This is a genomic window from Oceanobacillus manasiensis (assembly GCF_000724085.1).
Classification (GTDB): domain Bacteria; phylum Bacillota; class Bacilli; order Bacillales; family Amphibacillaceae; genus Oceanobacillus_B; species Oceanobacillus_B manasiensis.
On sequence record NZ_CCDL010000005.1, the window covers coordinates 29,831 to 55,430 of the forward strand.

At 38.5% G+C, this 25,600-nt stretch carries 21 protein-coding genes and 1 riboswitch; of the genes, 2 read left to right on the forward strand and 19 right to left on the reverse strand.

What is annotated here, in order from left to right; genetic code table 11:
* Positions 1-155 precede the first annotated feature (155 nt).
* Positions 156-1,640 (reverse strand): methyl-accepting chemotaxis protein, encoded by a 1,485-nt coding sequence (locus BN985_RS18140; RefSeq protein WP_042225379.1) that lies wholly within the window; start codon positions 1,638-1,640, stop codon positions 156-158.
* Between the two features lie 145 nt (positions 1,641-1,785).
* Here BN985_RS18140 and BN985_RS18145 point away from each other — a divergent pair, with 145 nt between their 5' ends.
* Both BN985_RS18145 and BN985_RS18150 read left to right on the forward strand, forming a co-directional pair.
* Entirely contained in the window at positions 1,786-2,811 is a 1,026-nt protein-coding gene (locus BN985_RS18145) for a ketopantoate reductase family protein (protein ID WP_042225380.1), read from the forward strand.
* 140 nt (positions 2,812-2,951) lie between these two features.
* A complete protein-coding gene (locus BN985_RS18150; RefSeq protein WP_042225382.1) occupies positions 2,952-4,424 on the forward strand; it encodes a methyl-accepting chemotaxis protein in 1,473 nt (490 codons plus the stop codon).
* A gap of 419 nt (positions 4,425-4,843) precedes the next feature.
* On the opposite strand, the gene BN985_RS18155 is transcribed toward BN985_RS18150, so the two are convergent.
* From BN985_RS18155 to BN985_RS18235, 18 genes are all read right to left on the reverse strand, one after another.
* Complete coding sequence (locus tag BN985_RS18155) at positions 4,844-5,272, reverse strand: hypothetical protein (RefSeq protein WP_042225383.1); 429 nt, start codon at positions 5,270-5,272, stop codon at positions 4,844-4,846.
* Positions 5,273-5,445: 173 nt separating this feature from the next.
* A complete protein-coding gene (locus tag BN985_RS18160; protein ID WP_042225384.1) occupies positions 5,446-6,450 on the reverse strand; it encodes an ABC transporter ATP-binding protein in 1,005 nt (334 codons plus the stop codon).
* A gap of 1 nt (position 6,451) precedes the next feature.
* On the reverse strand, positions 6,452-7,468 hold the full coding sequence (locus BN985_RS18165; protein WP_042225386.1) for an ABC transporter ATP-binding protein: 1,017 nt from the start codon (positions 7,466-7,468) through the stop codon (positions 6,452-6,454).
* Between the two features lie 34 nt (positions 7,469-7,502).
* The gene (locus BN985_RS18170; protein ID WP_052360754.1) at positions 7,503-8,357 is read right to left on the reverse strand and encodes an ABC transporter permease; all 855 of its coding nucleotides are present in this window, start codon (positions 8,355-8,357) and stop codon (positions 7,503-7,505) included.
* 124 nt (positions 8,358-8,481) lie between these two features.
* Positions 8,482-9,426: an ABC transporter permease gene (locus tag BN985_RS18175; RefSeq protein ID WP_042225389.1), complete on the reverse strand. Its 945-nt coding sequence runs from the start codon at positions 9,424-9,426 to the stop codon at positions 8,482-8,484.
* 84 nt (positions 9,427-9,510) lie between these two features.
* Positions 9,511-11,109, reverse strand: a complete 1,599-nt coding sequence (locus BN985_RS18180; RefSeq protein ID WP_042225390.1) for an ABC transporter substrate-binding protein — start codon at positions 11,107-11,109, stop codon at positions 9,511-9,513.
* A gap of 34 nt (positions 11,110-11,143) precedes the next feature.
* Positions 11,144-12,271, reverse strand: coding sequence for a M20 metallopeptidase family protein (locus BN985_RS18185; RefSeq protein ID WP_042225429.1), 1,128 nt, complete (start codon positions 12,269-12,271; stop codon positions 11,144-11,146).
* A 148-nt stretch (positions 12,272-12,419) separates the two neighbouring features.
* A riboswitch (SAM riboswitch) is annotated at positions 12,420-12,527 on the reverse strand.
* A 279-nt stretch (positions 12,528-12,806) separates the two neighbouring features.
* Complete coding sequence (rhaS, locus tag BN985_RS18190; protein WP_042225391.1) at positions 12,807-13,868, reverse strand: rhamnose ABC transporter substrate-binding protein; 1,062 nt, start codon at positions 13,866-13,868, stop codon at positions 12,807-12,809.
* 92 nt (positions 13,869-13,960) lie between these two features.
* A complete protein-coding gene (locus BN985_RS18195; protein ID WP_042225392.1) occupies positions 13,961-14,977 on the reverse strand; it encodes an ABC transporter permease in 1,017 nt (338 codons plus the stop codon).
* Positions 14,978-14,980: 3 nt separating this feature from the next.
* Positions 14,981-15,988: an ABC transporter permease gene (locus BN985_RS18200; protein WP_042225393.1), complete on the reverse strand. Its 1,008-nt coding sequence runs from the start codon at positions 15,986-15,988 to the stop codon at positions 14,981-14,983.
* A gap of 19 nt (positions 15,989-16,007) precedes the next feature.
* Entirely contained in the window at positions 16,008-17,522 is a 1,515-nt protein-coding gene (locus BN985_RS18205) for a sugar ABC transporter ATP-binding protein (RefSeq protein WP_042225394.1), read from the reverse strand.
* Between the two features lie 500 nt (positions 17,523-18,022).
* Entirely contained in the window at positions 18,023-19,654 is a 1,632-nt protein-coding gene (locus BN985_RS18210; protein ID WP_198030038.1) for a response regulator transcription factor, read from the reverse strand.
* The gene (locus BN985_RS18215) at positions 19,647-21,413 is read right to left on the reverse strand and encodes a cache domain-containing sensor histidine kinase (RefSeq protein WP_176463606.1); all 1,767 of its coding nucleotides are present in this window, start codon (positions 21,411-21,413) and stop codon (positions 19,647-19,649) included. The genes BN985_RS18210 and BN985_RS18215 overlap by 8 nt, the downstream gene beginning before the upstream one ends.
* A gap of 28 nt (positions 21,414-21,441) precedes the next feature.
* Positions 21,442-22,428: an autoinducer 2 ABC transporter substrate-binding protein gene (locus BN985_RS18220; RefSeq protein ID WP_232225621.1), complete on the reverse strand. Its 987-nt coding sequence runs from the start codon at positions 22,426-22,428 to the stop codon at positions 21,442-21,444.
* 307 nt (positions 22,429-22,735) lie between these two features.
* Positions 22,736-23,050 carry an L-rhamnose mutarotase gene (gene rhaM, locus BN985_RS18225; RefSeq protein WP_042225401.1) on the reverse strand — a complete coding sequence of 105 codons (315 nt, stop codon included), beginning with the start codon at positions 23,048-23,050 and terminating at the stop codon, positions 22,736-22,738.
* Between the two features lie 609 nt (positions 23,051-23,659).
* Entirely contained in the window at positions 23,660-24,043 is a 384-nt protein-coding gene (locus tag BN985_RS18230; RefSeq protein ID WP_042225402.1) for an alpha-L-rhamnosidase C-terminal domain-containing protein, read from the reverse strand.
* Positions 24,012-24,101 carry an alpha-L-rhamnosidase-related protein gene (locus BN985_RS19630; protein WP_176463605.1) on the reverse strand — a complete coding sequence of 30 codons (90 nt, stop codon included), beginning with the start codon at positions 24,099-24,101 and terminating at the stop codon, positions 24,012-24,014. The genes BN985_RS18230 and BN985_RS19630 overlap by 32 nt, the downstream gene beginning before the upstream one ends.
* 5 nt (positions 24,102-24,106) lie before the next feature.
* Entirely contained in the window at positions 24,107-25,591 is a 1,485-nt protein-coding gene (locus tag BN985_RS18235) for a sulfatase (protein ID WP_042225404.1), read from the reverse strand.
* Positions 25,592-25,600: the final 9 nt, after the last annotated feature.

Sequence of the window (25,600 nt, forward strand, 5' to 3'; positions counted from 1 at the left end):
AAGTTAATTAACTCCTATTTTTTGTTTTCGAGCTTTATACATAGAACGGCATTTAAAAAAACGAAGCGCTCTAGCTATAATTAATGTATTTCTACATATACAAAGGGACGGCTTTGCTTTTTGTAAAATAAGAAGCTACCGTCCCCATGTTGTATTTAATTCGTAGTAATTATTTTCTTTAGTTCACTACTTAGCTTATTAATTTCTGCAATTGCTGTATTGATATCTGAAATTAATTCATGTTCACTTTCAAGCGTTGCAGCTATTTCTTGTGTAGAAGAAGTATTCTCTTCTGCAATGTTTGCTACTGTTTCAATTTCCATTTGTATGTCCTTAAAATTGTTCGTTGATGATTGAATTTCATTCATTCCCATCGATAGCTCATCATTTGTGTATTGAAAGGAATCTTTTATTTCTTTGAAGTAAGAAGCAATCTCATCTAATACTTTCTGTCCTTCCATAAAAGCTGTTTCCCCTTTGTTTGACTTCTCTTGGGCATTTTTTGATTTATGGAATAAATCTTGTGTTACATTTTCAATATCTAATGTTATATTTGCACTTTGTTCCGCTAACTTACGAACTTCGTCTGCTACTACTGCAAAACCTTTTCCATGCTCTCCTGCACGCGCAGATTCAATAGCAGCATTCAATGCTAATAGATTCGTTTGCTCTGCAATATCCTTAATTCCTTTTAAAAGGGAATTTACTGTTTCCAAGCTCGTTTGTAAATCATTCACTGTGGTGGCAGTGGTACTTATGGCAGTATTTACAGTAGACATATAATTATTTACTTGATTAAATTTCTCCCAGCCTTCTTGGACCCTTTTATTCATGGCACCCGATTTGTCCACAATATCTTGTGATATGGAAATGGATTTATTCGCTCGATCTACCGAATCTCCCATTGATTCACTAACCGAACTAATGCTATTAGCCTCTTCTTGTATTCCAGTCGCCATTTGCTCAACTGATTCTCTGATCAGATGACTAGAATCATAGATTGTAGAAATATTGTTGTTTAAATGATCGATGTTATTATCTAGTGTATTCGTATTTTTTTCGATTTCTTGAAGTGTTTCTTTTAATTGCTTTGTTAAAAGCTGTGCTTCTGTTTCCTTCTGATACGATTCATCAATTAGTTCTCTTCCCCATTTGGTTAATAAGTACAAAGCAACCAATATCCCATTAATTAATGCAATTACCGTAATAAAACCTTTGAAGTTATGATCCATACCAAATATTTCTTCGGGTACAATCAAGTACGTGACAATGATCGCTAGATTAACAAAAACACCAAATATAAGTATTAGTTTTTCTTTAAAATAAAGAGCAATCATAGCAATAGACAATAATATAATATAATGCTTATTTAATGCAAAACCATCCAAATAAAACAGAGCGGTAGTAACTAAAAATGGTAATAAAGCGAAGAATAAACCTTTTACATATGGAGGTATTGGTAAGTAATAATTAATTACAGATAGAATAATTACCAACGAACCCGCAATCACAATACCTACACTGTCACCAAAACCTCTCGAAAATACTATTGGTATAACTAAAAGTAAAACAATTGAAATCAATAAAAATAAATTAACCTTATGTACCCTTTGTGTATTGTACGTATCTTGTATCCCCATCACAATCCCCTTACTATCATAATCTCTTCTACTATCTTATATCGGCTGTGAAATGGAAATGTTTAGTTGATATTCAATATATATGCATTAAATTTGGATATAGAGTATACTTTATACTGCCATTACAACTTAGAGGAGGAATTATATGAGAATAGCAATCATGGGAGCTGGTTCATTGGGCACCATTATCGGTGCATATCTTTCAAAAGGGAACGAGAATGTTGAACTTATTGATGTCAACAAAGAACATGTTGACGCTTTAAATCAATCTGGTGCAACAATTACAGGAACTGTAACGGAAACAATTGCAGTAAAAGCAATTACTCCAGAACAAATGGAAGGGACTTATGATTTAGTCCTTTTATTAACGAAGCAACTATATAATGGGGAAGTTCTATCTAATCTTCAACCTTATTTAAGTGAGGATAGTACCATTCTTTCCTTACAAAACGGTGTTCCGGAAGAGTCGCTTGCTTCTATTTTAGGCAAGGATAAAGTGATCGGTGGATCCGTTGAATTTGGTGCAACATGGGTTAAACCTGGTGTATCTGAATTAACAACAGCTGTAGATGCTTTCAGAGCAAACGCTTTTCAAATCGGTGAATTAGATGGAACCATTACGGATCGCATTAACCAAATAAAAGAAGTTCTTGATTTAGTAGGTAATACAACTATATCTTCTAATCTTGTAGGAACGAAGTGGGCAAAACTCCTAGTAAATGTTGCTATGAGTGGGTTGTCTACTGCTTTAGGTTGTACATATGGAGATGTTCTTAATAATGAAGATGCTGTAACAAGCGCAGTAATGTTAGCAGATGAAACACTTAAAGTTGGGGTCGCATCAGGTGTTGAATTTGAAGAACTTGCTGGATTTAATTTAGCTATCTTTAAACTAGAGGAAAACAAGATCAATCTAGGCCAAGCAATCGATTTTGCAAAGAAAGCATTTGGACCACAAGCCTTACTCAAAGCAAGTATGTTACAAGACCTAGAAAAGAAACGGAAAACCGAGATAGACTATATTAATGGGGTTATATCATCCAAAGGAAAAGAAACCGATATCGACACACCATTTAACGATTTAGTAGTACGTTTAGTGAAGAAAGCTGAAACCGAAAAGGTTATTCCGAACTTTGAAGAAAACCTTTCCTATTTCAAAGAGTTGCTGTAAAAACATATAACTCTACAAGCAGAACACTAGTCTATGCTAGTGTTCTTTTTTCTTAGTTTCGTAATCATATATTTATACTTTTCCATTACTATGCCGATATAATAAAAGGAATTTTTTACAGACTGAAGGAGTGAATGTTCATGACGATTGATGAATTACAACAGAAAACATTACAAAGGAAAAATAGAATTATTTTAATCATGTTGATCATAACAGTAGTTTTAGGTGTAGTAGTAGAAATAAGCATGAATAAACCGCTTGAACTCATTTTAGCGATCGCAATAGGTGGGCTTGTTTTATGTGGTACCATTGCCTATTTGCTCAAAACAAAGAAATTTACGAAACAAATAGGGTATCTCGCGATAATCGGACTAGCAGCTATTTTAGGAAGTATTATTTTTATCAGCCCATCTGAAAATAATCTATCTCTTCTCTATTTCCTACTAATTAGTTCCGCCTTTTATATGAATCTAGTAATTTTTATTATCGGCACGTTTCTAGCGGTTAGTTTATTACTTTTCGCCTTTTCTATAAATGGAGCTATTTATTCTTCGGATCTCACCACCTATCTATTCTTGTTTTCTCTATCTGTTCTCGTTCTTGTCTTCCAAACGAAAGTTATGGGCAGATTGGAGAAAGATCTTGGTAGCATGAAGGCTGAGGCTGAAGAACAGTTACAGAAAGAAACGCAGCAACGGATTGTTATTGAAGATAATTCCCGAGTGATTGCGGACAACATGGAACAAGTAAAGTCACAGTCCGAATTGGAAAAACAAACAATCGAAGAAGTAAATATTTCAATACAAGAAATTGTTGCTGGAACACAATCACAAGGAAATTCGATCAATGATATTATGACTGCAATGGAAAGTACTGCAAAACAAGTTGTCTCCATGAATAAACGGGTCCAAGAAACGAATCGTTTTACGAGTAATATAACGGGACGAATTGATGAAGGTAGTTCACAGTCAGTATTGTTAAATAATAATATGCAAGACTTCAAGGAATTCATTGAAATTTTGAAGAAAGATATGAATCAATTAAGTAAAAATATTGAATCCTCGTTAACAGCAATTGAGGCCATACAAGGAATATCCGATCAAACAAACCTCCTTGCTCTAAATGCCTCTATCGAAGCAGCCAGAGCTGGAGAAGCAGGTAGAGGTTTTTCCGTTGTTGCTGATGAAATTCGTAAACTAGCAGAAGGATCCAAACAAACTACTGAGCAAATTTCTACCATGTTAAATCAAGTACACGACAACAATCAGGAAACGCAAAAACAAATGGATGTTGTATCAAGTAGAATGGATGAAAATATTGAAGAAACCGTACGGAATAGATCTATTTTCCAATCGATCCAAGATTCCATTAATCATCTTCAACAAGAAATTCAAAGTTTCACATCTGTAGCGGGAAATATTGATCAAGATACTCGGAACATTGAATCATCAGTAAACGAATTTGCTTCTGTTCTAGAACAAACCTCCGCTTCTTTGGAAGAGATTTCCGCAAGTATTCAGATGCAAACGGAAAATAAAGAACAACTCACGCATCTAGTGAAAGAAACAAATGATGCTACCAAAAATCTTTCCAATCTTTTTAATAGAGAGTAGGGAGAGGTTTGCAATTTGATAAAGTTGAGTCTGGGACATAACTAAATTATTAACGCTTAAATACGAATAATACTTTTAGCGTCGCTTCGACAGAACACTTCGCTTTCCACGGGCACGGCCTCAGCCTCCTCGCGGAAAGGGCATCACTGCGGGGTCTTCGGACTCGTGCTGTTCCCGTTGGACAAGAAAGACTACGTCAGCTACGCATCGCACGCAGAAAATGCTATAGCATTTTCAAGGAGTCTCCGCGTTCTGTCTACGCTATAATAAGAAAACCCGAACTAGTCAAACCGTTTTTCAAGGAGTTGCATGATAGTTCGGGTTTTAAAATGTTAAGAGAACTTTTGTCCCAAGCTCTTCTGTTTTTTAGTAATTAGTACCTTTTTTAAAAAATATAGTTTCTCAAGCTATTACTCGATTTACGACAGCTCAATATTCACCACCAAATTATTAGTATCAGCCTGCTCTTCAACCATCCAATTTCCGGACAGCATCCGCTTTAAATCCACTAATTGCTCACTATCTAAATTCAGGTTCCGAATTCCTGTTTCCGTCAATTCATAGTCCGTTTCTTTCTCTTTTCCAAATCGGAGCCGTAATAAATTTTTCAATCCATTAAACGTAATAAATTTCACCCGATAACCTTGTGAAAGGGCCTTTTTAAACCCTTCCATATCTTTCTCAGCAAAGTTAATCAGTTCCTGAAAATCAAAGTTGCTATTCAGTTCCTGCCAGGATTCGATTTTCCCCTGCTCTATTTGGGTAAGAATTTCCTTATCTGATATGCCGTTACTTCTCAATGTTTCAATCATATAAGCGTCCATTAATGAAATCTTATGTAACTCCAATCGTATTCCTCCTCTATTGATTGTTTTCTATAAAGTGAAACTTCCATCAGTGGGTGGTTCATTTATCCCTCCACTGATTGTTAGTTGAACGAATCGGGGTGTTAGCTTCCGTTTACTTCCACTTATACATCACTGTTTCACTTCATGTTAGAAAGTGGGAATCTTACGGACGGTTACTCCAGGATAAGTTGTTTCTTTTCGGTATTTATTGGATAAAAGCAAGAGACAAGATGACCATCGTTTCCATCCTTCGCTTCCAATAATGGAGTGTTTGTTTTACAATTTTCTTGCGCGAATGGACATCTAGTGTGAAAGACACAACCTGTTGGTGGATTGGCTGGTGAGGGTAATTCACCACTTAACACAATTCGTTTGCGCATTTTTTCTTTTTCCGGATCTGGCAACGGAATAGCCGACAATAACGCATTGGTATACGGATGACTTGCATCGTTGTAAAAAGATTCACTATCGGAGATTTCCATTACTTTCCCTAAATACATAACCCCAACTTTGTCTGCAATATGCTTGATAACCGATAAATCATGGGCTATAAAAACATACGTCAAATTAAGCTCTTTTTGCAGATCTTCCAGCAAATTAATAACCTGTGCCTGTACGGAGACATCCAATGCACTAACTGGTTCATCCAAAATTAATAATTTCGGATTCAAAGCAATTGCACGAGCTATCCCAATTCGCTGCCGCTGACCACCAGAAAACTGGTGAGGTAATTTATGATAATCATCAGCTTTTAATCCGACAAGATCCATTAATTCCTTAACTCGGCGCTCCAAATCATTGGTCATACGATAGGCTTTTAATGGCGCGCCTATAATATCGCCTGCTTTCATTCTTGGGTTGAGACTTGTATATGGATCCTGATACACCATTTGAATATTCCGTCTGAGCTGATGCATCTCTTTATGAGAGTAATGAAGTATACTTTTACCTTCAAATAAAATATCTCCAGATGTGGGCTTTTGCAGTCCAACGATTGTTCGAGCAAGTGTACTCTTTCCACAACCTGACTCCCCCACGATTCCAAGGGTTTCCCCTTTATTAACTGATAAATCAACACCATTAACAGCCTTTACGTGTTTTTTCGTTTTTTGGAATACTCCACCTTTAATTGGAAAATGCATATGTAAATCACGAATCTCAAGCAAGGCTTCTGACATCTTAGAGCACCCCTTCCCTATCTGCAGATTCAAGTCGCTCTTTCTCTGCCTCAAATTCCTGTTCTGTCAAGATACAAGCCACCCAATGCCCTTCCTTCCTTGGCATTAATTCGGGATCTATTTCCAGACATTTTTCTGTCGCAAAGGGACATCTTGGATGAAAATTACACCCTTTTGGTGGGGACACGAGATTTGGTGGCTGTCCTTCAATACTAATCAATCGCTCATGTGCTACTCCGTCCAAACGTGGCAAGGAACGCAGCAGTGACCAGGTGTAAGGCATAGACGTACGATAGAATATATCGTTCACAGATCCTTTTTCCACAATTCGTCCAGAATACATAACTAAAACCTTTTCAGCCATTTGTGAAATGACACCTAAGTCGTGACTAATGAGTATAATTGCTGTACCGTACTTCTCTTGAATTCCCTTCATTAATTCTAATATTTGTGCTTGAATCGTTACATCTAGTGCAGTTGTAGGTTCATCTGCAATTAATAGTTTCGGATTACCAGCCAAGGCGATCGCAATTAACACCCGTTGCCTCATCCCGCCAGAGAAGTGGTGCGGATAATCATCCATTCTACTTTCAGCGTCAGGAATCCCCACATCTTTTAACAATTCAATAGCCCGGGCTTTTGCATTCTTACGCGACATTTTTTGATGGGTCAAAATGGCCTCTACCAGCTGTGCACCGACTTTAAAAACTGGATTTAGGCTGGACATCGGGTCCTGAAATATCATCCCAATTTCATTTCCGCGAATCTTACGGAGCTGCTTTTCTGAAAGCTTTAGCAGATTGCTTCCTTCAAACAAAATTTCCCCTTCAGGGTAAAAAGTAGGTGGATTTGGGTTCAGCTGCATGATGGAATTAGCTAACACACTTTTTCCGCTTCCAGATTCACCAACGATTCCGAGGGTTTCGCCAGCCCTCACCGTAAAGGAAACTCCATCTACCGCTTGGACAATTCCCTCGCTGGTGTCAATCTGTGTTTTAAGGTTTTTTACCTCCAGCACTGTCTACTCCTCCTTTTATTTAAAAATAAAATCTTTATGCTACATTTATTTGTTTTTTTAACCTTCCTTTTTTCCTATTTACCTTACCTTTTGCATGAGGATCAAAGGAATCACGTAAACCATCTCCAAGAATATTTAGGGTAAGGACCGTTATAACAATGGCGATCCCTGGAAAAATAGAAAACCAAGGTGCAATGGAGATATAGATCTGTGCTTCTTGAAGCATATTACCCCATGTCGGTGTTGATGGTTCCACCCCAACTCCTAAAAAGCTTAATGCCGCTTCTGCCAAAATAGCTTTGGCAAAAATAAAGGTTCCCTGCACAATAATTGGGGATAGTACATTCGGTAAAACATAGCGGAATAATATAACTAGATCGCCGATACCCGATGTTTTCGCAGCTTCAACGTACTGAATTGAATTAATTTGCAGAACAGCCGAACGGACAATCCTCGTCATAACTGGCCAAAAAGAGAAAGACAGTGCAATGATGATATTTGATACACTGCCACCCAGCGCGGCCACTAAAGCTAGTGCTAGCAGTAAAGATGGAAAAGCCAGCATTCCATCAATAATTCGCATAATAACGAAATCAGCTCTTTTATAATATCCTGCAATTAAGCCGGTAATCGTTCCTAATACAGTGGAAATCAGTGCAACCGATAAACCGACTACTAAAGAAACACGCGCAGCAACCACTGTTTGTGCTAAAATATCTCTACCAAAATGATCCGTACCAAACCAATGATCAGCAGAGGGTCCAATCAACCTTTTTGCCGAATCCATTTCGGATGGTAAAACTGGCAACCACCATGATGCCGTTATAGTCGCAACAGTAAACAAAAGCAATAGACTTGCTGAAATTAGATTTCGTTTTTTCTTAAACATATAGAGCCCCCCTTTTTCAATTGAAAGAAAGTATACACATCAGCAGCGATATTTCTCGAAAGGCTGAGCCATGAACGGCTCCAGCGCCAGTAAGCTTCCTGCACATCCGTCCACTAAAAAAGGATTAGTCGTACCTGATTCTAGGGTCCAGAAATGCATATAACAGGTCGATTAGCAGATTCACAAAGACATAGACTACAGCGATGAAAAGAACAACACCTTGAATCACCGGATAATCTCTTCGATGAATAGAGTCAATCAATAGCTGCCCTATGCCCGGAATGGTGAAAATAGTTTCTATAATAACCGTACCACCAAGTAAACCGGCTATCATTACACCGATAACCGTAGTGGTTGGGATAAGTGCATTGGAAAGTACATGTTTCATCAAAACTACGCTTTCCCTTACGCCCTTTGCACGGGCCGTTTTTGTATAATCTTGATTCACTGACTCTAGCATCCCGTCTCGAAGCATCCTAGCAATAAGGCCAATTTCCACACTGGCCAGGACAAATGCTGGTAAGATCAAATGATAGATCCAGTCACCTAATCCAACATCAATTGGAACATATCCTGCTACAGGGAATATTGGAACAGCTACACCTAATCCCAAGACAAGCAGCATGGCAAACCAAAATTCCGGAATCGACGCTCCCAAAAGCGAAGCAGAGGTAAACAGAGGGTCCAGTATGGTATTTCTGCGCCAAACGATAAAAACTGCAGTTGGGATAGCAATAATTAATGTTAAGCTCATTGCTGTAATCATCAAACTGAATGTAGGACCAACCCGCTCCATAATCACTTGTATAACAGGCTCAGAGGAATAAATAGATTGGCCAAGGTCCCCCACTAATATATTTTTGATCCAGTCAACAAACTGTATAGCCATTGATTTATCCAATCCTAATTGTTCCTCAAGCTGCGCAATCGCTTCTGGTGAACCGTCTTCTCCAAGAATGAGATAGGCGGGATTGCCTGGTGTCAAATGGACAATTAGAAAGACAATGACACTTACAATTAGCATAACTGGTATGATTGAAAACAATCTGCGTATCGTGTATTGCAGCAACGTATTTCCTCCTTTAGCTCAATATATATGTAAAGGGAAGTCACGTCATTTTCACTTCCTGACATGACTTCCCACCAATTAAAATTATTCACTCTTCCACGTATTCCAGAATCGCTGACCAACCCAACTATCATATGCTGGGATTTTCTCACTCTTAATATCCAATTTAGTCTCATTTGCAATCTTCAAGAAAGGAAGTTCATCATTTACCGTTTGGTTCATGTCAGCTAAGATTTCTTCTCTTTCCTCTGGGGACTCTGCAACACTCCATGCATCTAGCAGACTTCCCCATTTCTCACTGTTATACCAACCACTGCTTGAGGTGTCTTGAATCAGCATTCCTAATTCACTAGGCGAGAATCGGGTAGACCATCCTACAACAACTAAATCCCAGTTCGCAGGGTCGCTCCATTTTTCCAGGTAGGTCGCCCATTCATATGGCACCAGTTCCACTAGAAAACCTACCTCTTCCATTTGTTGTTTCATAATTTGTGAGATTCGTTTATATGTTTCTGAGTCATTGGAATACATAATCTTGATTGGTTTTCCATTATAATCAGATTCTTCCAGCAGTTGTTTTGCTTTTTCTTTATCATATGCTAAATAATCTTCTGTTCCCTTATCGCTGTATAGTACTTTCTGTTCTGGATCAAACAGTGCTCCGTCCATACTGTAAAAATCTTTGTTACCATACGTTGACTCAGCAATAACTTCTTTATTCAGTGCATAATTCAATGCCTGTCGAACTTTTAGGTCATCAAAAGGGGCTTCCGTTTTATCTGGTGTAGTAACGGAATATCCGTTAATATAGGTTACCGGATCTATGCTAGGTTCACTTTCCACGACTTCATACAGATCCGGTGGAATAGACTGTGCATAATCATAGATTCCTGTTTTCAGACCATTAATCATCACCTGGGGATCCTTTACAATAAGGAACTTGATTTCATCAAAGTATGCAATTTTTTCACCTGTTAAACCACCCCAGTCTCCTTCCTCACGTGCTGAATAATCTTCAAAGCGAGTCAGTACAATTTCATTGCCTCGTTCCCAATTTTCAAACTCAAACGGCCCTGTACCAATGTACTGTTCTGCTGTCAATGGTCTTTCACCAGCAGCTTCAGCAATTTCTTTTGGTATAATCATCAATGCTGATTTTGGAGCCGCCATATCTGACATGAATGAGTTGTATACTTCGTTTAATGTAATTTCTACAGTTAACTCATCAACAGCTTCGACTGATTCAATATAATCATTTGCTATTGTTCCAACAGACGAAACTTTGCGCCAGCGCTCAATTGATGCCACAACATCTTCAGCGGTAACCGAAGAATTATTATGGAAATTAACACCTTCACGAATTGTTATAGAATATACCTTTTGGTCATCACTTACTTTATAATCTTGTGCAATCATTGGTTTTATTTGATAATCTTTATCCAAAGTAAATAAAGTTTCAAAAATATGCCAGCCGACATCTCTAGTTGCCGTTGCGCCTGTAGACATCCAGTCAAGTGTATCTGGGTCAGAGGAAAATGCGACATTCAGCGCGCCACCTTCAATTGGTTCCCCAGCAGCTTGTTCTCCAGAGTTAGATTCACCACCTGAATCATCCTGACTTGCACAGCCAAATAAAACAAATATAAATAATATTGCTATTGTTAACAGATAACTTCTTTTCATCTAACTATTTCCTCCTTCGCTTACTTCATTCATCCTAGAAAAGGTAGTGTGACACTATCTTTGCAAAAGATTTACTGATATTTACCAAAGCCCTTTCATCAAAATCAAATTTCGGATGATGATGTGGATAATGGGTAGCTTCATCTTCATTCTGTGAGCCAACTTTAAAATACGTTCCTGGTTTTTGTTCTAAGAAATAGGCAAAATCCTCTGCCCCCATCGTTGGTTCCAGTTCGACAATTTCTTCTTCCGTAAAAGTTTCCGATAATAGTCCGTGCACCGTCTTAGTTTCTTCTTTATGGTTGTATAGTGCTGGGTAACCCCGGAGATAATCAATTTCATAATCAGCATGAAATCCGCTCGTAATCCCTTTCACAATAGCGTTTATTTCCGATTCGACCTGGTCACGAACTTCTCCATCAAACGTTCGGACTGTCCCTTCAATTTTCGCCGTATCTGGAATGACATTAAAAGCATTTCCTGCATGGAAGACACCAATGGACACAACCGCAGATTTCAGCGGATCGACACTACGACTGACAATTTTTTGCAATCCTTCCACTACACTTGTTCCAATAACTAGCGAATCTATGGTGTGATGTGGTCTTGCTCCATGTCCACCACGTCCTTGAATAGTAATCTCGAATTTATCAACAGCTGCCATCTGATAACCTTCCCCGAACCCTATTTTCCCTAATGGGATATCAGAAGCCAAATGGGCACCAAATACATAATCTACATCTCCCAGAATTCCTTCTTCTATCATAAACTTCGCACCACCAGGCGGCTTCTCTTCTGCAGGTTGGAAAACAAAAAGAATGCTTCCTTTTAAATTTTCCCGATAATTACTAAGTGCCCGTGCGGTACCCAACAAAGCAGAGGTATGACCGTCATGTCCACAAGCATGCATGACACCCGGATTGGTGGATTTATACGGAACATCTTTCTCATCCTTGATCGGGAGAGCATCAAAATCAGCCCTCAGTACGATCGTTTTCCCGGGTTCTTCTCCCTTAAGAATTCCAATTAACCCATTTCCTCCAATTTGCGTCTTTACTTCTAATCCAAATTCGGTTAGTTTATCTTCTATATACTTTGCTGTATGTACTTCTTCAAACGAAAGTTCCGGATACTGGTGCATGTACCTTCTCCAGTTCTTCATATCTTCCAAACTATTATCTAATTCAACAAAAATGGATGCTAGGTTCTCCTTCTGTTGTACTTTACTCACCTTAATCCCCCTTTTTCCCAATAAAAAAATGACCACTTTTCTTAGAGGTCATTTACTTAAATTCAAGCTTAAGTACAACCTCTTATCTTTCAGACGTAAAGTCTGCTGGATTTAGCACCTTATGACTGTTAATCAAAGGTTGCCGAGGTTTCAGCGGGCCAGTTCCCTCAACCTCTCTAAATAAGAGTTTCATATTAAATTGATGAATCTTATTCTATCCCGATAATCCCTAGTTGTCAACTAGGTTTAGTAGTGTTTTTAAAAAGTTTCATTCGTTCATTTTCTAAAACTTTTAAATAATACAAGGAGAGGTAATTCAAGTACATAAAGTAAACCTAATGGGACCATAAGCTGCAGAGGGATTAAAACAAGAGGGGGGTGGGAAGGCAGTAACTCATATCAGAGTTATAAATGGTCAAAGGCTTTCGCTCATAAAAGAAGCGAAAGCCTTTGTTGTTTTTCTATATTAATATACGTCTTTCCACTCATCAATGTTGTCTATATCAAAGCGGAATGGATCTCCTAATAACACTTCTGTTCCATCTTCTGTTTCGGTCACTTCATAAGAACCAAGGTCACCGGCTTCAAATGTATCCCCCACATCACCAGTGATCTCACCATCGGATAACGCAACTGCTGTGTACCCTGCCAGGTAGCCTAATTCAATTGGGTTCCACAGATACATCCAAGGGCTTACCTCATTCTGAATATATTCAGCCATTTCACTAGGCAATCCTAGTCCTGTTACAACTACTTCCCCTTGCAAGCCTTTATCCGTAATTACTTTCGAAGCAGCAGCAATTCCTACAGTTGTTGGTGCAATGATTGCTTTCAAATCTGGATATGATTGCAGCAATGCCTCTGTTTCCGATACACTCTTATCACGTAAGTCATCTCCATATGTTACTTCTACTAGTTCCATATTTTCATAATCGGCATTTTCCAATTCTTTCTTCATCCATTCAATCCACAAGTTTTGATTAGATGCTTGTGAGGTCGCACTTAAAACCGCTATCTCTCCCTCATAATCAATCATTTCTGCGACTGCTTCAATTTGAATTCTTCCAATTGCTTCCGGATCAGCCTGGTTGACGTGCACCATACGGCTATTCTCATTTACTGCGGAGTCAGTGGAAAGAACTTCAATACCTCTGTCCATTGCTTTTGTTAAAACAGGTTCTAAACCATCATAATCATTCCCGACAATGGTAAGACTATCGATTTGTTGGGAGATGAGCTCTTCGATGATTTGAATTTGCCCTTCTACTGTCGGCTGCTCTGGAGCTCTAAGAATTGCTTCTCCACCTGCCTCCTGAACAGCATCCTCAAATCCTTCCATAAGTTTTTCTCCGAATGGGTTACCAGTACTCTTGAAGACAATCGCATGTCTTTTATCTCCATCGTCTCCACCACCCGTATCTCCACCGCTTCCTTCCTCACTTCCTCCAGCTGCTCCTTGGTCGCCACAAGCAACAAGAAGTGCAAGAATTGCTGTTAAAACTATACCTAAAATACCAAACTTTTTCATTTCCAATTCCTCCCCTTTGTGATTTTATTAATCAACAACCTAGAAGTCTTTACAGTTTTACCTTCAATAGGTGGTTGTTTTAACAAAGATAATTATGAAGCTTTTTGTACACTTTTCCTCGACTTCTTTTTCTGGAACTTCCCTTTCCCTCTTAGGTTCGTCACAGTAACAGAAGCAATCAATAATACTCCAATAACAATGAGCAACACTTGTGCCGGGATATTAATTAGCCCCAGTCCATACTGCAGATAGCCGATGACAAACACTGCTAAAATGGCACCAAGCATTTTACCTTTTCCTCCAGCAGTGCTAATTCCGCCTAAAGCGACCATTGCGATGACATCGAGCTCATACATATTGGCTACATTTGGTCTGGTACTCCCCATTCTTGACGTGAGAAAAATCGCCGTTATTGCTGCCATTAAACCTGCTAAGGTAAAAACGATTAACTTCATTCTATCGACTTTTATACCTGAGTATCTGCTAGCTACAGGATTGCTTCCAATCGCATAAACACGTCTTCCAAAGGTGGTTTTTTGTAACAGAAGAACAGCTCCGATAGCAAAGATAATAAACAAGATTAAGATAAATGGAACAGGGCCGACGTATCCCCATCCAAGAAAGGAAAACCATGTTGGAAATCCGCCTGCAGATTGGTCTTCCAGAATCATATAGGCAATCCCTCGATATAAAATCATCGTCGACAGTGTTACGATTACCGCTGATAATGTCCGGTACTTAACAAGTAAGTATCCGTTAAAAAAACCGCATAACGCGCCTACTAATAAACAGGCACCCATCGCTGCAATCATTGGAACCCCTGCATTGTACAAACTTGCCATAACAACAGATGAAAGAGCAACTGTCGAACCGACTGAGATATCAATCTCTCTCATAATCATGATCATCACCATCGGAAAGACAATGAATGCCTTATCTAAAAACGTCATCGTTGCATCTGATATGCCAGTGTAGTTGAGAAAATAAGGAGATATAGAGCTATTCATCATAAAAATAATGACTAGTAAACCAACGAGCATCCATTCCCATTGAAGGAAAAAATGCTTCCAACTAAACACTTTGGTATTACTTATTATCCTGGTATTCATAGGTTAAATCACCCTCCTTAATCGATGGCTCTTTTCAACCGTTTGCTTGACGATGGTATTGAATAGTACCGCTATGAGAATAATCGCACCTTCAATCCCCATTTGCCAAAAAGGTGATACATCGATAAGTGGCAGTCCATTATCCAGTACTCCTAACAGAACCGCTCCAAGTAAAACTCCGGTCACTTTGCCAATTCCGCCATTAATGCTGACCCCGCCAAGAATACATGCAGCGATAACAGTAAGTTCATAACCACTGGCTGTATTTCCTTGTGCAGAGGCGAATTTTGACACCCACAAGACACCTGCTAAACCTGATAATCCTCCCATCATCGTGTAAACAAGCATATAAACCTTATGGCTGTTAATACCACTGATTTTTGCTGAATCTGGATTACTTCCTAAAGCATAGATTTGTCTCCCTGTAATCGTGTTATTAACAAAGTAATAGAAAAATAGGAAGATCATAATGGCAATAAATACGAGGGTATTGATTCCAAGGATCGAACTTGTTGCAATATCTTTAAAAGAAGCAGGCATTTGGTACGCGCTAACCCATTCTCTTCCACTTATCCAATAGGTCAAGCCCCGATAAGCATTCATTAATCCCAAGGAAGCAATAATTGGTAAAATGCCAACCTTGGAGACTAAAAACCCTAGGACAACACCGCATATAACCCCCACCACAATACCGATCAGAATAGCCAGCAGTGGAGATAGACCTGGAAATTCACGCACCGTTAAGGCTGCGATCATTCCTGAAAGTGCGAGCGTGGCACCGATAGACAAATCAATCCCCCTCGTAATCAGGACAAGCATCATTCCTAGTGCGAGGATACTTAAAATAGCTGTATTCTTGGTTAAGTCGGCAAGATTGCCAAATGTTAAGAAAGCTGGATTTAGTATTTGGAATACGATGGCTAGTAACACAATGAATCCCAATAAACCAAATTCCCGGAACTTTGAAATGTTCGCCAGATTAATATGTTTGAGCAAGTTCTTTTCTGTCACGTTCTTCACCTCTTTCCGTTTAACCTACTTTCGATTTCGTTACTTTCTTTGACATAGCCGCCTCCAATATTGCTTCCTGGGTCGCCTGGCCTTTGTCAAAGAATTTCGTTATTCTGCCTTCACACATGACAGCAATCCGGTCACTCAAGCCTATAACCTCCGGCATTTCCGAGGAAATCATAATGATACCGTAACCAGATGCCGCTAAATCAACGATAATTTGATAAATAGCTGATTTCGCTCCGATGTCGACCCCTTTTGTTGGCTCATCAAATATTAGTACTTTCAAATCAGTTGTAAGGAGCTTGGCGACGGAAACCTTCTGTTGGTTCCCGCCCGATAAAGAACTGGCTGGGTTAAAAATACTCTTTGTTTTCACATCTACTTTTTCGGCTAATTCCTTGGCTAATTGTCTTTCCTTCTGTAAATGCAACCAGCCATTTTTAGAAATCTTGTCTAGTGCTGACAAAGAGATATTTTGTGAGATTTCCCACTGCAAAATTAGACTTTGCTCTTGACGATCTTCCGGCAAATAACCGATTCCTAAATGGATAGCATCTGCAGGCGTCTTGATTTCACGTTTTTTCCCTTCAAAGTAAACCTTTCCTTCATCGTACGGTTCAATACCAAAAAGCGCCTGGCATAGTTCACTTCTTCCGGCCCCCACAAGACCGGTAATACCTAGTATTTCACCTTTTCGAAGCGAGAGGGATATATCTTTGAATCTCCCCATTTGGCCTAAGCCTTCCAATCGAAGCACTTCTTCTTTAAGCTCATTGCTCTTTTCCGGGAAGAGCTGCTTGATTTCCCTGCCAACCATTGCCACAATTAAATCTTCATTGGAAATCTGATCAACGTCCCATGTCCCGATATATTGGGAATCTCGCAAAACAGTCACACAATCCGCAAGTCGGTACATATCTTCAAATCGGTGAGAGATGAAAATAATGGCCACTCCTTCATCACGTAGAGCCTCCGTTATCTTATACAGCTCTTCACTTTCTCTGTGTGTTAATGCCGCTGTTGGTTCATCCATGATAATAATTTTCGCATTGGATGATAATGCCTTTGCGATCTCAACAATTTGTTGTTTTGCTACACTTAGAGAACCCATCTCTGTTTTCGGATCTAAATCCGAACCAAGGCTTTCCAAGAGCGCTTTTGCTTCGGCATGCATCTCTTTCCATTTAATCCTGCGAGTCCATTTATTAATTTTTTCATGGCCAAGGAAAATATTTTCGGTGATATTTAGATCTGGATAGTTTGTCACATGCTGGTAAATAGCAGCAATCCCCATCTTGTGAGCATCCTTGGGATTATGAAATACTACTTGCTCACCGTTCAAATATATCTCGCCGCTTGTTGCGGAATGTACTCCAGTTATCACCTTAATAAATGTTGATTTGCCGGCACCGTTTTCCCCCATTAATGCGTGGATCTCTCCCGATTTCAGTTTAAAATGAACATTGTCAAGTGCCTTTACACCAGGAAACTCTTTTGTAATCCCTTCAAGTTCCAGAACATATTCAGACATGCGTCACCCCTCCTGACGTATATATAAAGATTATTAAAATCCGCTATTGGTTGCGCTTACATAAATATTAGTATATTTTACCCAGACCGTGTAGGAGTCATTTTTCGGTTTGGGGTGTCTTCTTTCTGTTATTTTTAAAATTGCACAAAAAAAGCCCCCTTATGAAGTAAGGGGCGCTGGGTATGATTTATAACGTCTTTAGTTAAAAAGAGCCCACGATTTTCTAGCACCACTTCGGCAGAACACTCCGCTTTCCACGGGCACGACCTCGGGCCAACAGGATGTTGGTCACAAAGGCATTGCCACAGGACGTGGCGCTCTTAGCCTTTGTTCCTTCCCTATCTTGCGGGGTCTTCGACTCGTGCTGTTCCCGTCGGAGTCTCCGTTTTCTGCCTACGCTTAAATAAAAGATAACCCGAACTAAGCAATCCTTTATTCAAGGATTTACATAATGGTTCGAGTGGTTTTCATGTAGCTAAAGTACTTTTGACCACCTCAAGTTAACTTCGCTCAAGTATGATCTTTTCTTTATAAGTTGAAGGGGTTTCTCCATAGTGTTTCTTAAATAGCTTACTAAAATATTTTGCATCTGCATATCCAACCATTTTGGCAACATCGTAAACTTTCAAGTCTTTACGCGTCAAAAGCTCCCTTGCTGTTTCCAATCGAAGCCGTGTCACATAATCGAGAACTGTTTCGTCTGTTTCATTTTTAAACAATTCGCAAAAGTAGGTAGGGTTCATATAAACATAATCCGCAATCTTTTTAATCGTAATATTTTGGGCAAGATTTTGGCTGATCCATTGTTTTGCCGCATATACGGGGTTGTGGGTATGTTCCTCTTTCTTTCGTTCGAGAACGTTGAGCACTTTTTTCATCCATTCGAACACTTTAATCCTTAATTCAAATAAATTAGCCGTCCTAGTTGTAAAAGAGGACAACTCATCCATAAGGGACATCCCTTCTTTTATCTGCGTATGGTTCATCATATAATGAATAACCTTTATCCCTAATAGTTGTAAACTTTCTTTTATTTCGCTAGGAGATTCTAACGACTCCATCATGTTTAAGAAAATTGTTAGTTGAGATTTCGTATGTTCTTTGCTCTCATTATCCAAGGAAAAAATAATTTTTTTCATTTGATAAAGAACCTTTTCGCTGACCATATCCTTTTGATTGCCATTCCATTTTTCCACTAGTTCACTGGAAAAAATCTGATTACCTCCATAAATTAGTCTAAATTGAATATATGTAAATAATTCATCTTTTAGATTGGATAGAATCGTAAGATCTTTCACCTCCCTGCTAATTGCAACGGAGCAGGTAAATGGCGTAAATCGTTTAATGTTTGCTTTTAATTCGTTTGCAAACTCGACTGCGTCAAATGGAAGATCACCTCTTTCCTCTTCCGTATGAAGTAATACCCAAAAGGACAAATCCTCTCCAGACCACTGCCATGACGTTAGCGGTAACTGACCTTCCATCTCTTTTGAAATATTGTTTAAGGCAAACTTCCATAAGGCCCAGTCCTCTTTATAAAAGGTCTCCATTTTTTGGGAGATATTATCAATGCTAAAATACAGTAATCGATAATTTCCATTTGGAAAATCTCTTGTCCATTCTAGAAGAGAAAGATCGATATCTTGCTGCCAGATAAATTCGCTTAACTTTTGTTGCTGCTTGACGTGAGTTAACTCAAATACTTTAGATTCCATATCCTTTATCATGGCAACTTTTTGCCTATGTGAAATAATTTCCTTTTTAATTTCCGTCAATTGAATCCTAAACTCGTCACGATCAATCGGTTTAATCATATAATCACTGGCACCTTCCCGGATTGCCGTCTGCAAAAAGGTAAAGGTATCGTAACCGCTTATAACGATAGCATGAAAATTAGTTGTTTCTTTTAATGTGCGGATTAGTGTTAACCCATCCATTCCGGGCATCTTTACATCGGTGATGAGTAAGTCAAAGGACATTTCTTGGTTTCGGAAAGCCTCTAAGCATTCGACAGCACTGTTATAGCTTCCAATAACCTCCCATTCTTCTCCGCAAGATAAAATCAGTTTTTCTACGCCCCTTCGAAGTCTAGGTTCATCATCCACGACCATTACTCTTATTCTCCTATGCACTTTCCTCGCCCCCAGACAGATTTCTAATTTCATGATCTCTTACAACTGGTAATTTGACGATAACTTCGGTCCCCTTGTTTACTTCACTATGAATCTCTAAACCATATTGTTCTCCAAAAATCATGGCTATTCTTGTATGAACATTTATCAACCCAAAACTGGAATCCCTGCCAGCTATTGCATCATTGTTTAAAGAGCTCTTCAGTTTAACTAACGTATTTTCGTCTATACCCGGCCCATTATCCTTTATTTTTATACAAATCTGATCGGCTTCTTGATAAATATAAATCCCAATATGACACTCAAACAACTCTTCTAACCCATACTTGATCGCATTTTCAATTATAGGCTGTAAGATAAATTTTGGAGAGTAATATTGATACATATCAACGTCTTCCTGTATGGTGAAATGAATCCGGTCTTCAAACCGAAATTTTTGGATGGTTAAATAATCTTTCATATTTTTCACTTCTGAAGCGATCGGTACCAATTTGTCTTTATTATTTAATGAATACCGCAGCATCCTGCCTAAGATCGTAACCATCCTTATCACAACTTCTTTTTCTTCATCGTCCACTGCATATCCAATTGTTTCAAGGGTGTTATACATAAAGTGAGGATTGATCTGTGACTGTAGTGCGTATAACTCTGCATCTTTCTGACGCAGTTCAATTTGATAATTTTGTTTGATAAGCTTGTCGATTTCCTGAATCATCGAGGTGAAGCTTTTGGCCAACATGCCAACTTCATCCATCTTATTTACAGGCAGGTCCACATTGAAATTCCCCTTTTCCACTTCCTTCATTAGCCTTGTTAACTTCTTCAATGGATTGGATACGTTCCACGCAAGAATGATCGAAATAATAACACTTAACACCACTATAATAGCGAAGGCGATAACAGATCCCGTTCGTACGGCATTTGTCTCTTTTGTTAAGTTGCTTAAGGCTATGCTATGGAAAAGTTTCCAATTGGTGAGTTGAGAAGATTCCACACTAATGAGTTGATTGTCGTGCGTTGTTCGGAAGCTTCCATTTATATCAGGATAATTTGAAAGGTTATGATCAACTTCCCCAATCAATGCCGGATCTGTATGGTAGGTAATTCGCCCGCCCTCGTCGGTAATCCAAATGGTTGAATCGTTTTCTTCCTTCAAAGTATTTAACGTGTTATCGAAGATGGACAAATCGATTGCAATTAATATGGTTCCTAAGTTTTCCTGGTTTTCATAATCTCTAAGCTGTCTCATAAATAAAATGTATGGTGGGTTTCCTTCAAATTCAAGACTTGTTTGATAAGGCAGAATGGTTTGTGTCTGTCCTTTTAAATCAAGATCTTGTCCATAGGGGAGGGAAGATGGCTCTAACCTTAATCCACTGTAGGGTATCTTGGTACTGCTGAACAATCTGTTTTTGGATTGGATGAAGACTCCTAATATCCCTGAATACCCACCGTTTAAAAAGGAACTTGACAGATAACTGTTCACGTTGAATGTATCCTTTAATAAATTGGACTTACTTTGATAGGAGTCCTTCCTCAACACCTCGATAATCTGGGATGAATTATATAAAGAGTCGGGCAGTTGTTTTATTTCGTTTAATTGATTATCAATATTTTGATTTGCTTGCTCCAAGAGCTTAGGAATATATTCACCAACTTGTTCTTCAATGGAGTGTGTGTACTGAGAATATAAAATGTAACCCAATAGCGATATGGGAATAACGGTTAAGATTATATAACCAATCATTAACTTCGTCATTAATCTATAGTTCCTAAAATTCCACTTTTTAGAAATCATATTGATCCACATTTTCTTTATTGAAATCAATGGGTTCGCCCATGATAACAGAATCACCGACTACACGTATTTTACCTGCTCCCGGTATATACTGACCATCGTAAGGATATATACCTTCTATGATGTTTTCACTAAGGGCAACCGTTAAATAGCCAAGCTTTTTCGGACTCCACAATGTAATAACTTGGGCTGCACCGCTTTTTAAGTGTTCGTTCATTGGATTTGGTGGTGATAAACCCACTACTGCAATGTTACCAGCCTCCCCAGCTTCTTTAACAGCTTGGGCAGCTGCAGGGGGCCCTACTGAAGAATTACCAATTATGCCTTGTAAATCCGTATGATCTTTTATTAATCGTTTAGCAGTTAAATATGCTTTATTGGGGTCATCACCTGTTGCAGCGATTTCTACTAACTTCATATCAGGATAATACTCTTCTTGCTGGATTTTAATCCACTTTATCCATTCATTTAGGTTTGCAGCATCCCTTGCTCCGGTCATAATAGCGTATTTTCCTTGTTCATCCACATTCCAGGCAAGTGTATCCATTAAATGTCTGCCTAATGTTTCAGGGTCTACCATGTCAATAAAGAATTCTCTTCCTTCAGCGAGTGTATCCGCATCCCACGTTATTACGTGAATATCTTGATCTCGTACTTCTTTTAAAACAGGTATTAACGATTCAGGATCATTTGCCGAAACTGCGATCACATCTACTGATAGTTCTTCGTTATGTATTAATTCTTCAATGATTTTGATTTGTTCTTGAGAATCTGCAACTGTCGGACCTGTATAAATGACCTCTACTCCAAAGTCCTTACCTGCTTTCATCGCTCCTTCTTCTACTGCATTAAAATAGGGGATGTTTACTACCTTAGGAATAATCGCGATGGTATGATCTGATTCTTCCTGCCTTGTAGCCGATTGATTAGTGGATTTATTTGTATAGATTACTTCATAACCATCACCATTCGACAATATACTGCAACCGCTTACAATCATAAGCATAAAAAAAGAACAGATAAATAAGGTTTTGATTATTCTTACCTCCCCTCAAAAACTAGACTAACGAACTATTTATTTTAAATAAGGTTACCATAAATCAGGGTATTTTAATATATGTTTACCGAATTTTTAAATAAATTAGTTTTTTTATAATTATACTTGATGTTTAGATCAAAAGTTGCAGTGGGATGTTTGAACTCGATTCCATATGGTTTGCCATAGAAACTGCAAAATACCTTTCCTTATCCTTTTATGTCTTCTTTCATTATATTGGACTTCCTTATTCCATATGAAAGACTTCCTTTAATTCAACTGATACAGGGCTATTATCGGGATGTGTTTCCATCACAGGTGCCATAAATTTCCACCATTTTTGATTAATATCCGTTTTAGCAAAGTCACTCCATTTTTCCTCATCTTCAATTTCAACGTAGCCAAACAACTTATTCGTGTCCTTATCTAAGAAAATGGAATAATTACTAGCTCCAAATTTATGCATTTCCTTTACCATTTGTGGCCAAATCTCATTATGTCTTTTTTTGTATTCATCATGTTTGTCAGGATGAACTGTCATTACAAAAGCCTTTCTTATCATTTATAAACCCTCCTCAAGTTTTCAGAGTCCTATATTTATTATCGTTTGTATCTAACTTAAAAACTATATTATTACCAATAACAACATAAGTCAACATAAGTAAAATAAAACAAATGTAAAATTTCTTCGTTTTATTTGTTTCTAAAGCAACTATAGGTTTGACTAACATTAAGTAGGCGATTATCATCCTGACATTTTCCAGTACGGTTCGCCTTTAGGTGATATTCCTTACTATCGAGCAGATTTTTTCCTGATAACAGATAGTCCAGATTTCCGCCCCTGTTACAATCCTTCAAAACTCTTAAAAGTTATACTCCGCACTTCATTGTGTTCCACGTTTGACCCTTTTATTACCTTTGGAGTTCGGAACTTTCATCCTAAAGGCTGCACCCATGCTGGACGCACGAAAAAAGGTATAGCCTGCGGAAACAGACTATACCTATACATACCTAGGAATTTTTAGTGCTTTTTGTTTTTCCCTTTATTTTTTTAATTCTCAACAAAGCCTTTAATTAGTTCAACACTTACTTTATCATCATTCACACTGAATTTGAAACCACCAGACTGCAATTCGAATTATGCTACCTTATTACCATAACGGTCAACGGTTTAGATATACTCTATCCCCGGAATATTCTTTGCTACCGTTGCACCTTCCTCTACTGGTAAATAAAGTGTTGCTGTAGTATTTGCCGGCACAACTGCTTCATAAGTGTTAAGCTTTCCTTCGGTTGCGGTCCAATTGGATTCTATTGTTCCATAGTAAGAATCAAACTGTGATTTGACAGTATTGATACGTTCCTGGTCATTATATTTAGCGCCGGTATCCATTGTCGGCTGTAATATAATGTGCTTAAAGCCAGGATTCTGTTCATCCTTCTGAATCCCTGCCATATATTCGACCATCCACTCAACTACTGAACCATACGCATAATGATTAAACGAATTCATACCGGCGTCGTCAAAGCCGTAATCCATCCGAAGTATATGCATTCCAACGCTCCCATGTTGTTGTGGCACCTAGTTTTACAGTATTCAACCATGAAGGCATCTCATCTAACTCTTATCTTTATTCACTAACCCTAAACGAACGTACTGTTCTGCTGGAGCATTAAACCGTTTCATAGCGTTAATTAAACGATTAGAGTATTCTCTGTTTAACTCTTTATCTTCAATAGGGTACTTTTGAAGATAATCATCGTTTATATTATACAAAAGGGATTCCTGGTCATGCATTGCTAATGTAAAAGGTAGCCCCTCTTCGCTAAATGGAATTTTAAAAACTGGGTAATTAGTATGCTTTAGAAAACGTCCAGCTTCAATTCTCTCTGGTGACTGAGTACCGTGAAAATGTCGGAAAGAGGTAGGTATAGCTGTATATACATTACATGGGTGATTATCCTCTCGAACTGGAGCTCTTAAATAAGTGTATTTACCATCTGTAATATTTACAGTCATTCCGAACACACCATATATGGCCTCATCGCGAATTTGCTCTTTTTCTTCCTTAATTAAATCTAGCAAGCTATTTCCCTGAACTTTGGAGGGAACTTGCAGATTAAAGTAATCTAATATCGTCGGCATTAAATCTATATTCTGTGTAATCGCAGAAATTCGTTTCTTCCCATCTTCCAGACCGGGCACATGAACCATTAATGGTAAGTGAGAAACTTCATTATAGGCATGCATAAAGTTTTTTCCTGTCCAATTATGTTCTCCAAGTAAGAATCCATGGTCTGTTGTAAATATAACCATTGTATCTTCCCATAACTCTTGTCTATCCATTTCATCTAAAAGTTTTCCTAACCAGTGGTCTATCATTGTCAGATTACCATCGTATCTTTTTTGTAGATGAGCCATTGCTTCTGGTTGTTCGGTTACCTTTCCATACTTTGGCCACTCAAACCTGGGTCCATCATACTCATCATTATATAAGTCTAAATAATGGGTAGGACAATCAAAAGGTTCGTGGGGATCAAACGCTTCTACCATAAGAAAATAGTCATCTGCACCTTCGTTATCCTTTAACCATTGACAGGCTGCTTCCATTGTACGTGGGCCAGGATAATCTGCTTCTTCCTTAAATTTACTTCTATTTTTCTCATACTGTTCTTGAACCCTCCCAAGATATTCTTCAGGGAGATCTGGCGATTTAATTCTTGATACCCAAGGATCTCCTTCCTGCCCTCGATGAAGATCCCAAGATCCAAAGGCTTGACAATAGTTCTCTCCGCCAGTAGAAAAATAGTGGTAGTGATCCGTTACTATATGCGAGAAAATATTATTTTTTCTCAATTCTTCTGGCAGAGTTACGTCAAAGGGCTCGATGCCACCCCAGCCTCGCTCCAAAAAGTCAAGCCTTCCAGTCATTAGGTCTCTACGGGCCGGCATACATGGGAGGGAACCTGCCCAATGATTATCAAATATAACTGATTTCTCAGCTAACCTGGAGATGTTAGGTGTGTGTAGTTGAGAATTTTGATTATACACATTCAACCTATGGCGGTTAAGTGTGTCAAGTAATATAACGACCGTTTTCATTCTTTTCTC

Bases quoted from the DNA above. Each gene is read 5' to 3' on its own strand.
- BN985_RS18140 (WP_042225379.1), bottom strand. From the start codon at position 1,640: ATGGGGATACAAGATACGTACAATACACAAAGGGTACATAAGGTTAAT.
- BN985_RS18145 (WP_042225380.1), top strand. From the start codon at position 1,786: ATGAGAATAGCAATCATGGGAGCTGGTTCATTGGGCACCATTATCGGT.
- BN985_RS18150 (WP_042225382.1), top strand. From the start codon at position 2,952: ATGACGATTGATGAATTACAACAGAAAACATTACAAAGGAAAAATAGA.
- BN985_RS18160 (WP_042225384.1), bottom strand. From the start codon at position 6,450: ATGTCAGAAGCCTTGCTTGAGATTCGTGATTTACATATGCATTTTCCA.
- BN985_RS18170 (WP_052360754.1), bottom strand. From the start codon at position 8,357: ATGTTTAAGAAAAAACGAAATCTAATTTCAGCAAGTCTATTGCTTTTG.
- BN985_RS18180 (WP_042225390.1), bottom strand. From the start codon at position 11,109: ATGAAAAGAAGTTATCTGTTAACAATAGCAATATTATTTATATTTGTT.
- BN985_RS18185 (WP_042225429.1), bottom strand. From the start codon at position 12,271: ATGAAGAACTGGAGAAGGTACATGCACCAGTATCCGGAACTTTCGTTT.
- rhaS (WP_042225391.1), bottom strand. From the start codon at position 13,868: ATGAAAAAGTTTGGTATTTTAGGTATAGTTTTAACAGCAATTCTTGCA.
- BN985_RS18195 (WP_042225392.1), bottom strand. From the start codon at position 14,977: ATGAATACCAGGATAATAAGTAATACCAAAGTGTTTAGTTGGAAGCAT.
- BN985_RS18205 (WP_042225394.1), bottom strand. From the start codon at position 17,522: ATGTCTGAATATGTTCTGGAACTTGAAGGGATTACAAAAGAGTTTCCT.
- BN985_RS18215 (WP_176463606.1), bottom strand. From the start codon at position 21,413: ATGACGAAGTTAATGATTGGTTATATAATCTTAACCGTTATTCCCATA.
- rhaM (WP_042225401.1), bottom strand. From the start codon at position 23,050: ATGATAAGAAAGGCTTTTGTAATGACAGTTCATCCTGACAAACATGAT.
- BN985_RS18230 (WP_042225402.1), bottom strand. From the start codon at position 24,043: ATGCATATACTTCGGATGGATTACGGCTTTGACGACGCCGGTATGAAT.
- BN985_RS19630 (WP_176463605.1), bottom strand. From the start codon at position 24,101: ATGCCTTCATGGTTGAATACTGTAAAACTAGGTGCCACAACAACATGG.
- BN985_RS18235 (WP_042225404.1), bottom strand. From the start codon at position 25,591: ATGAAAACGGTCGTTATATTACTTGACACACTTAACCGCCATAGGTTG.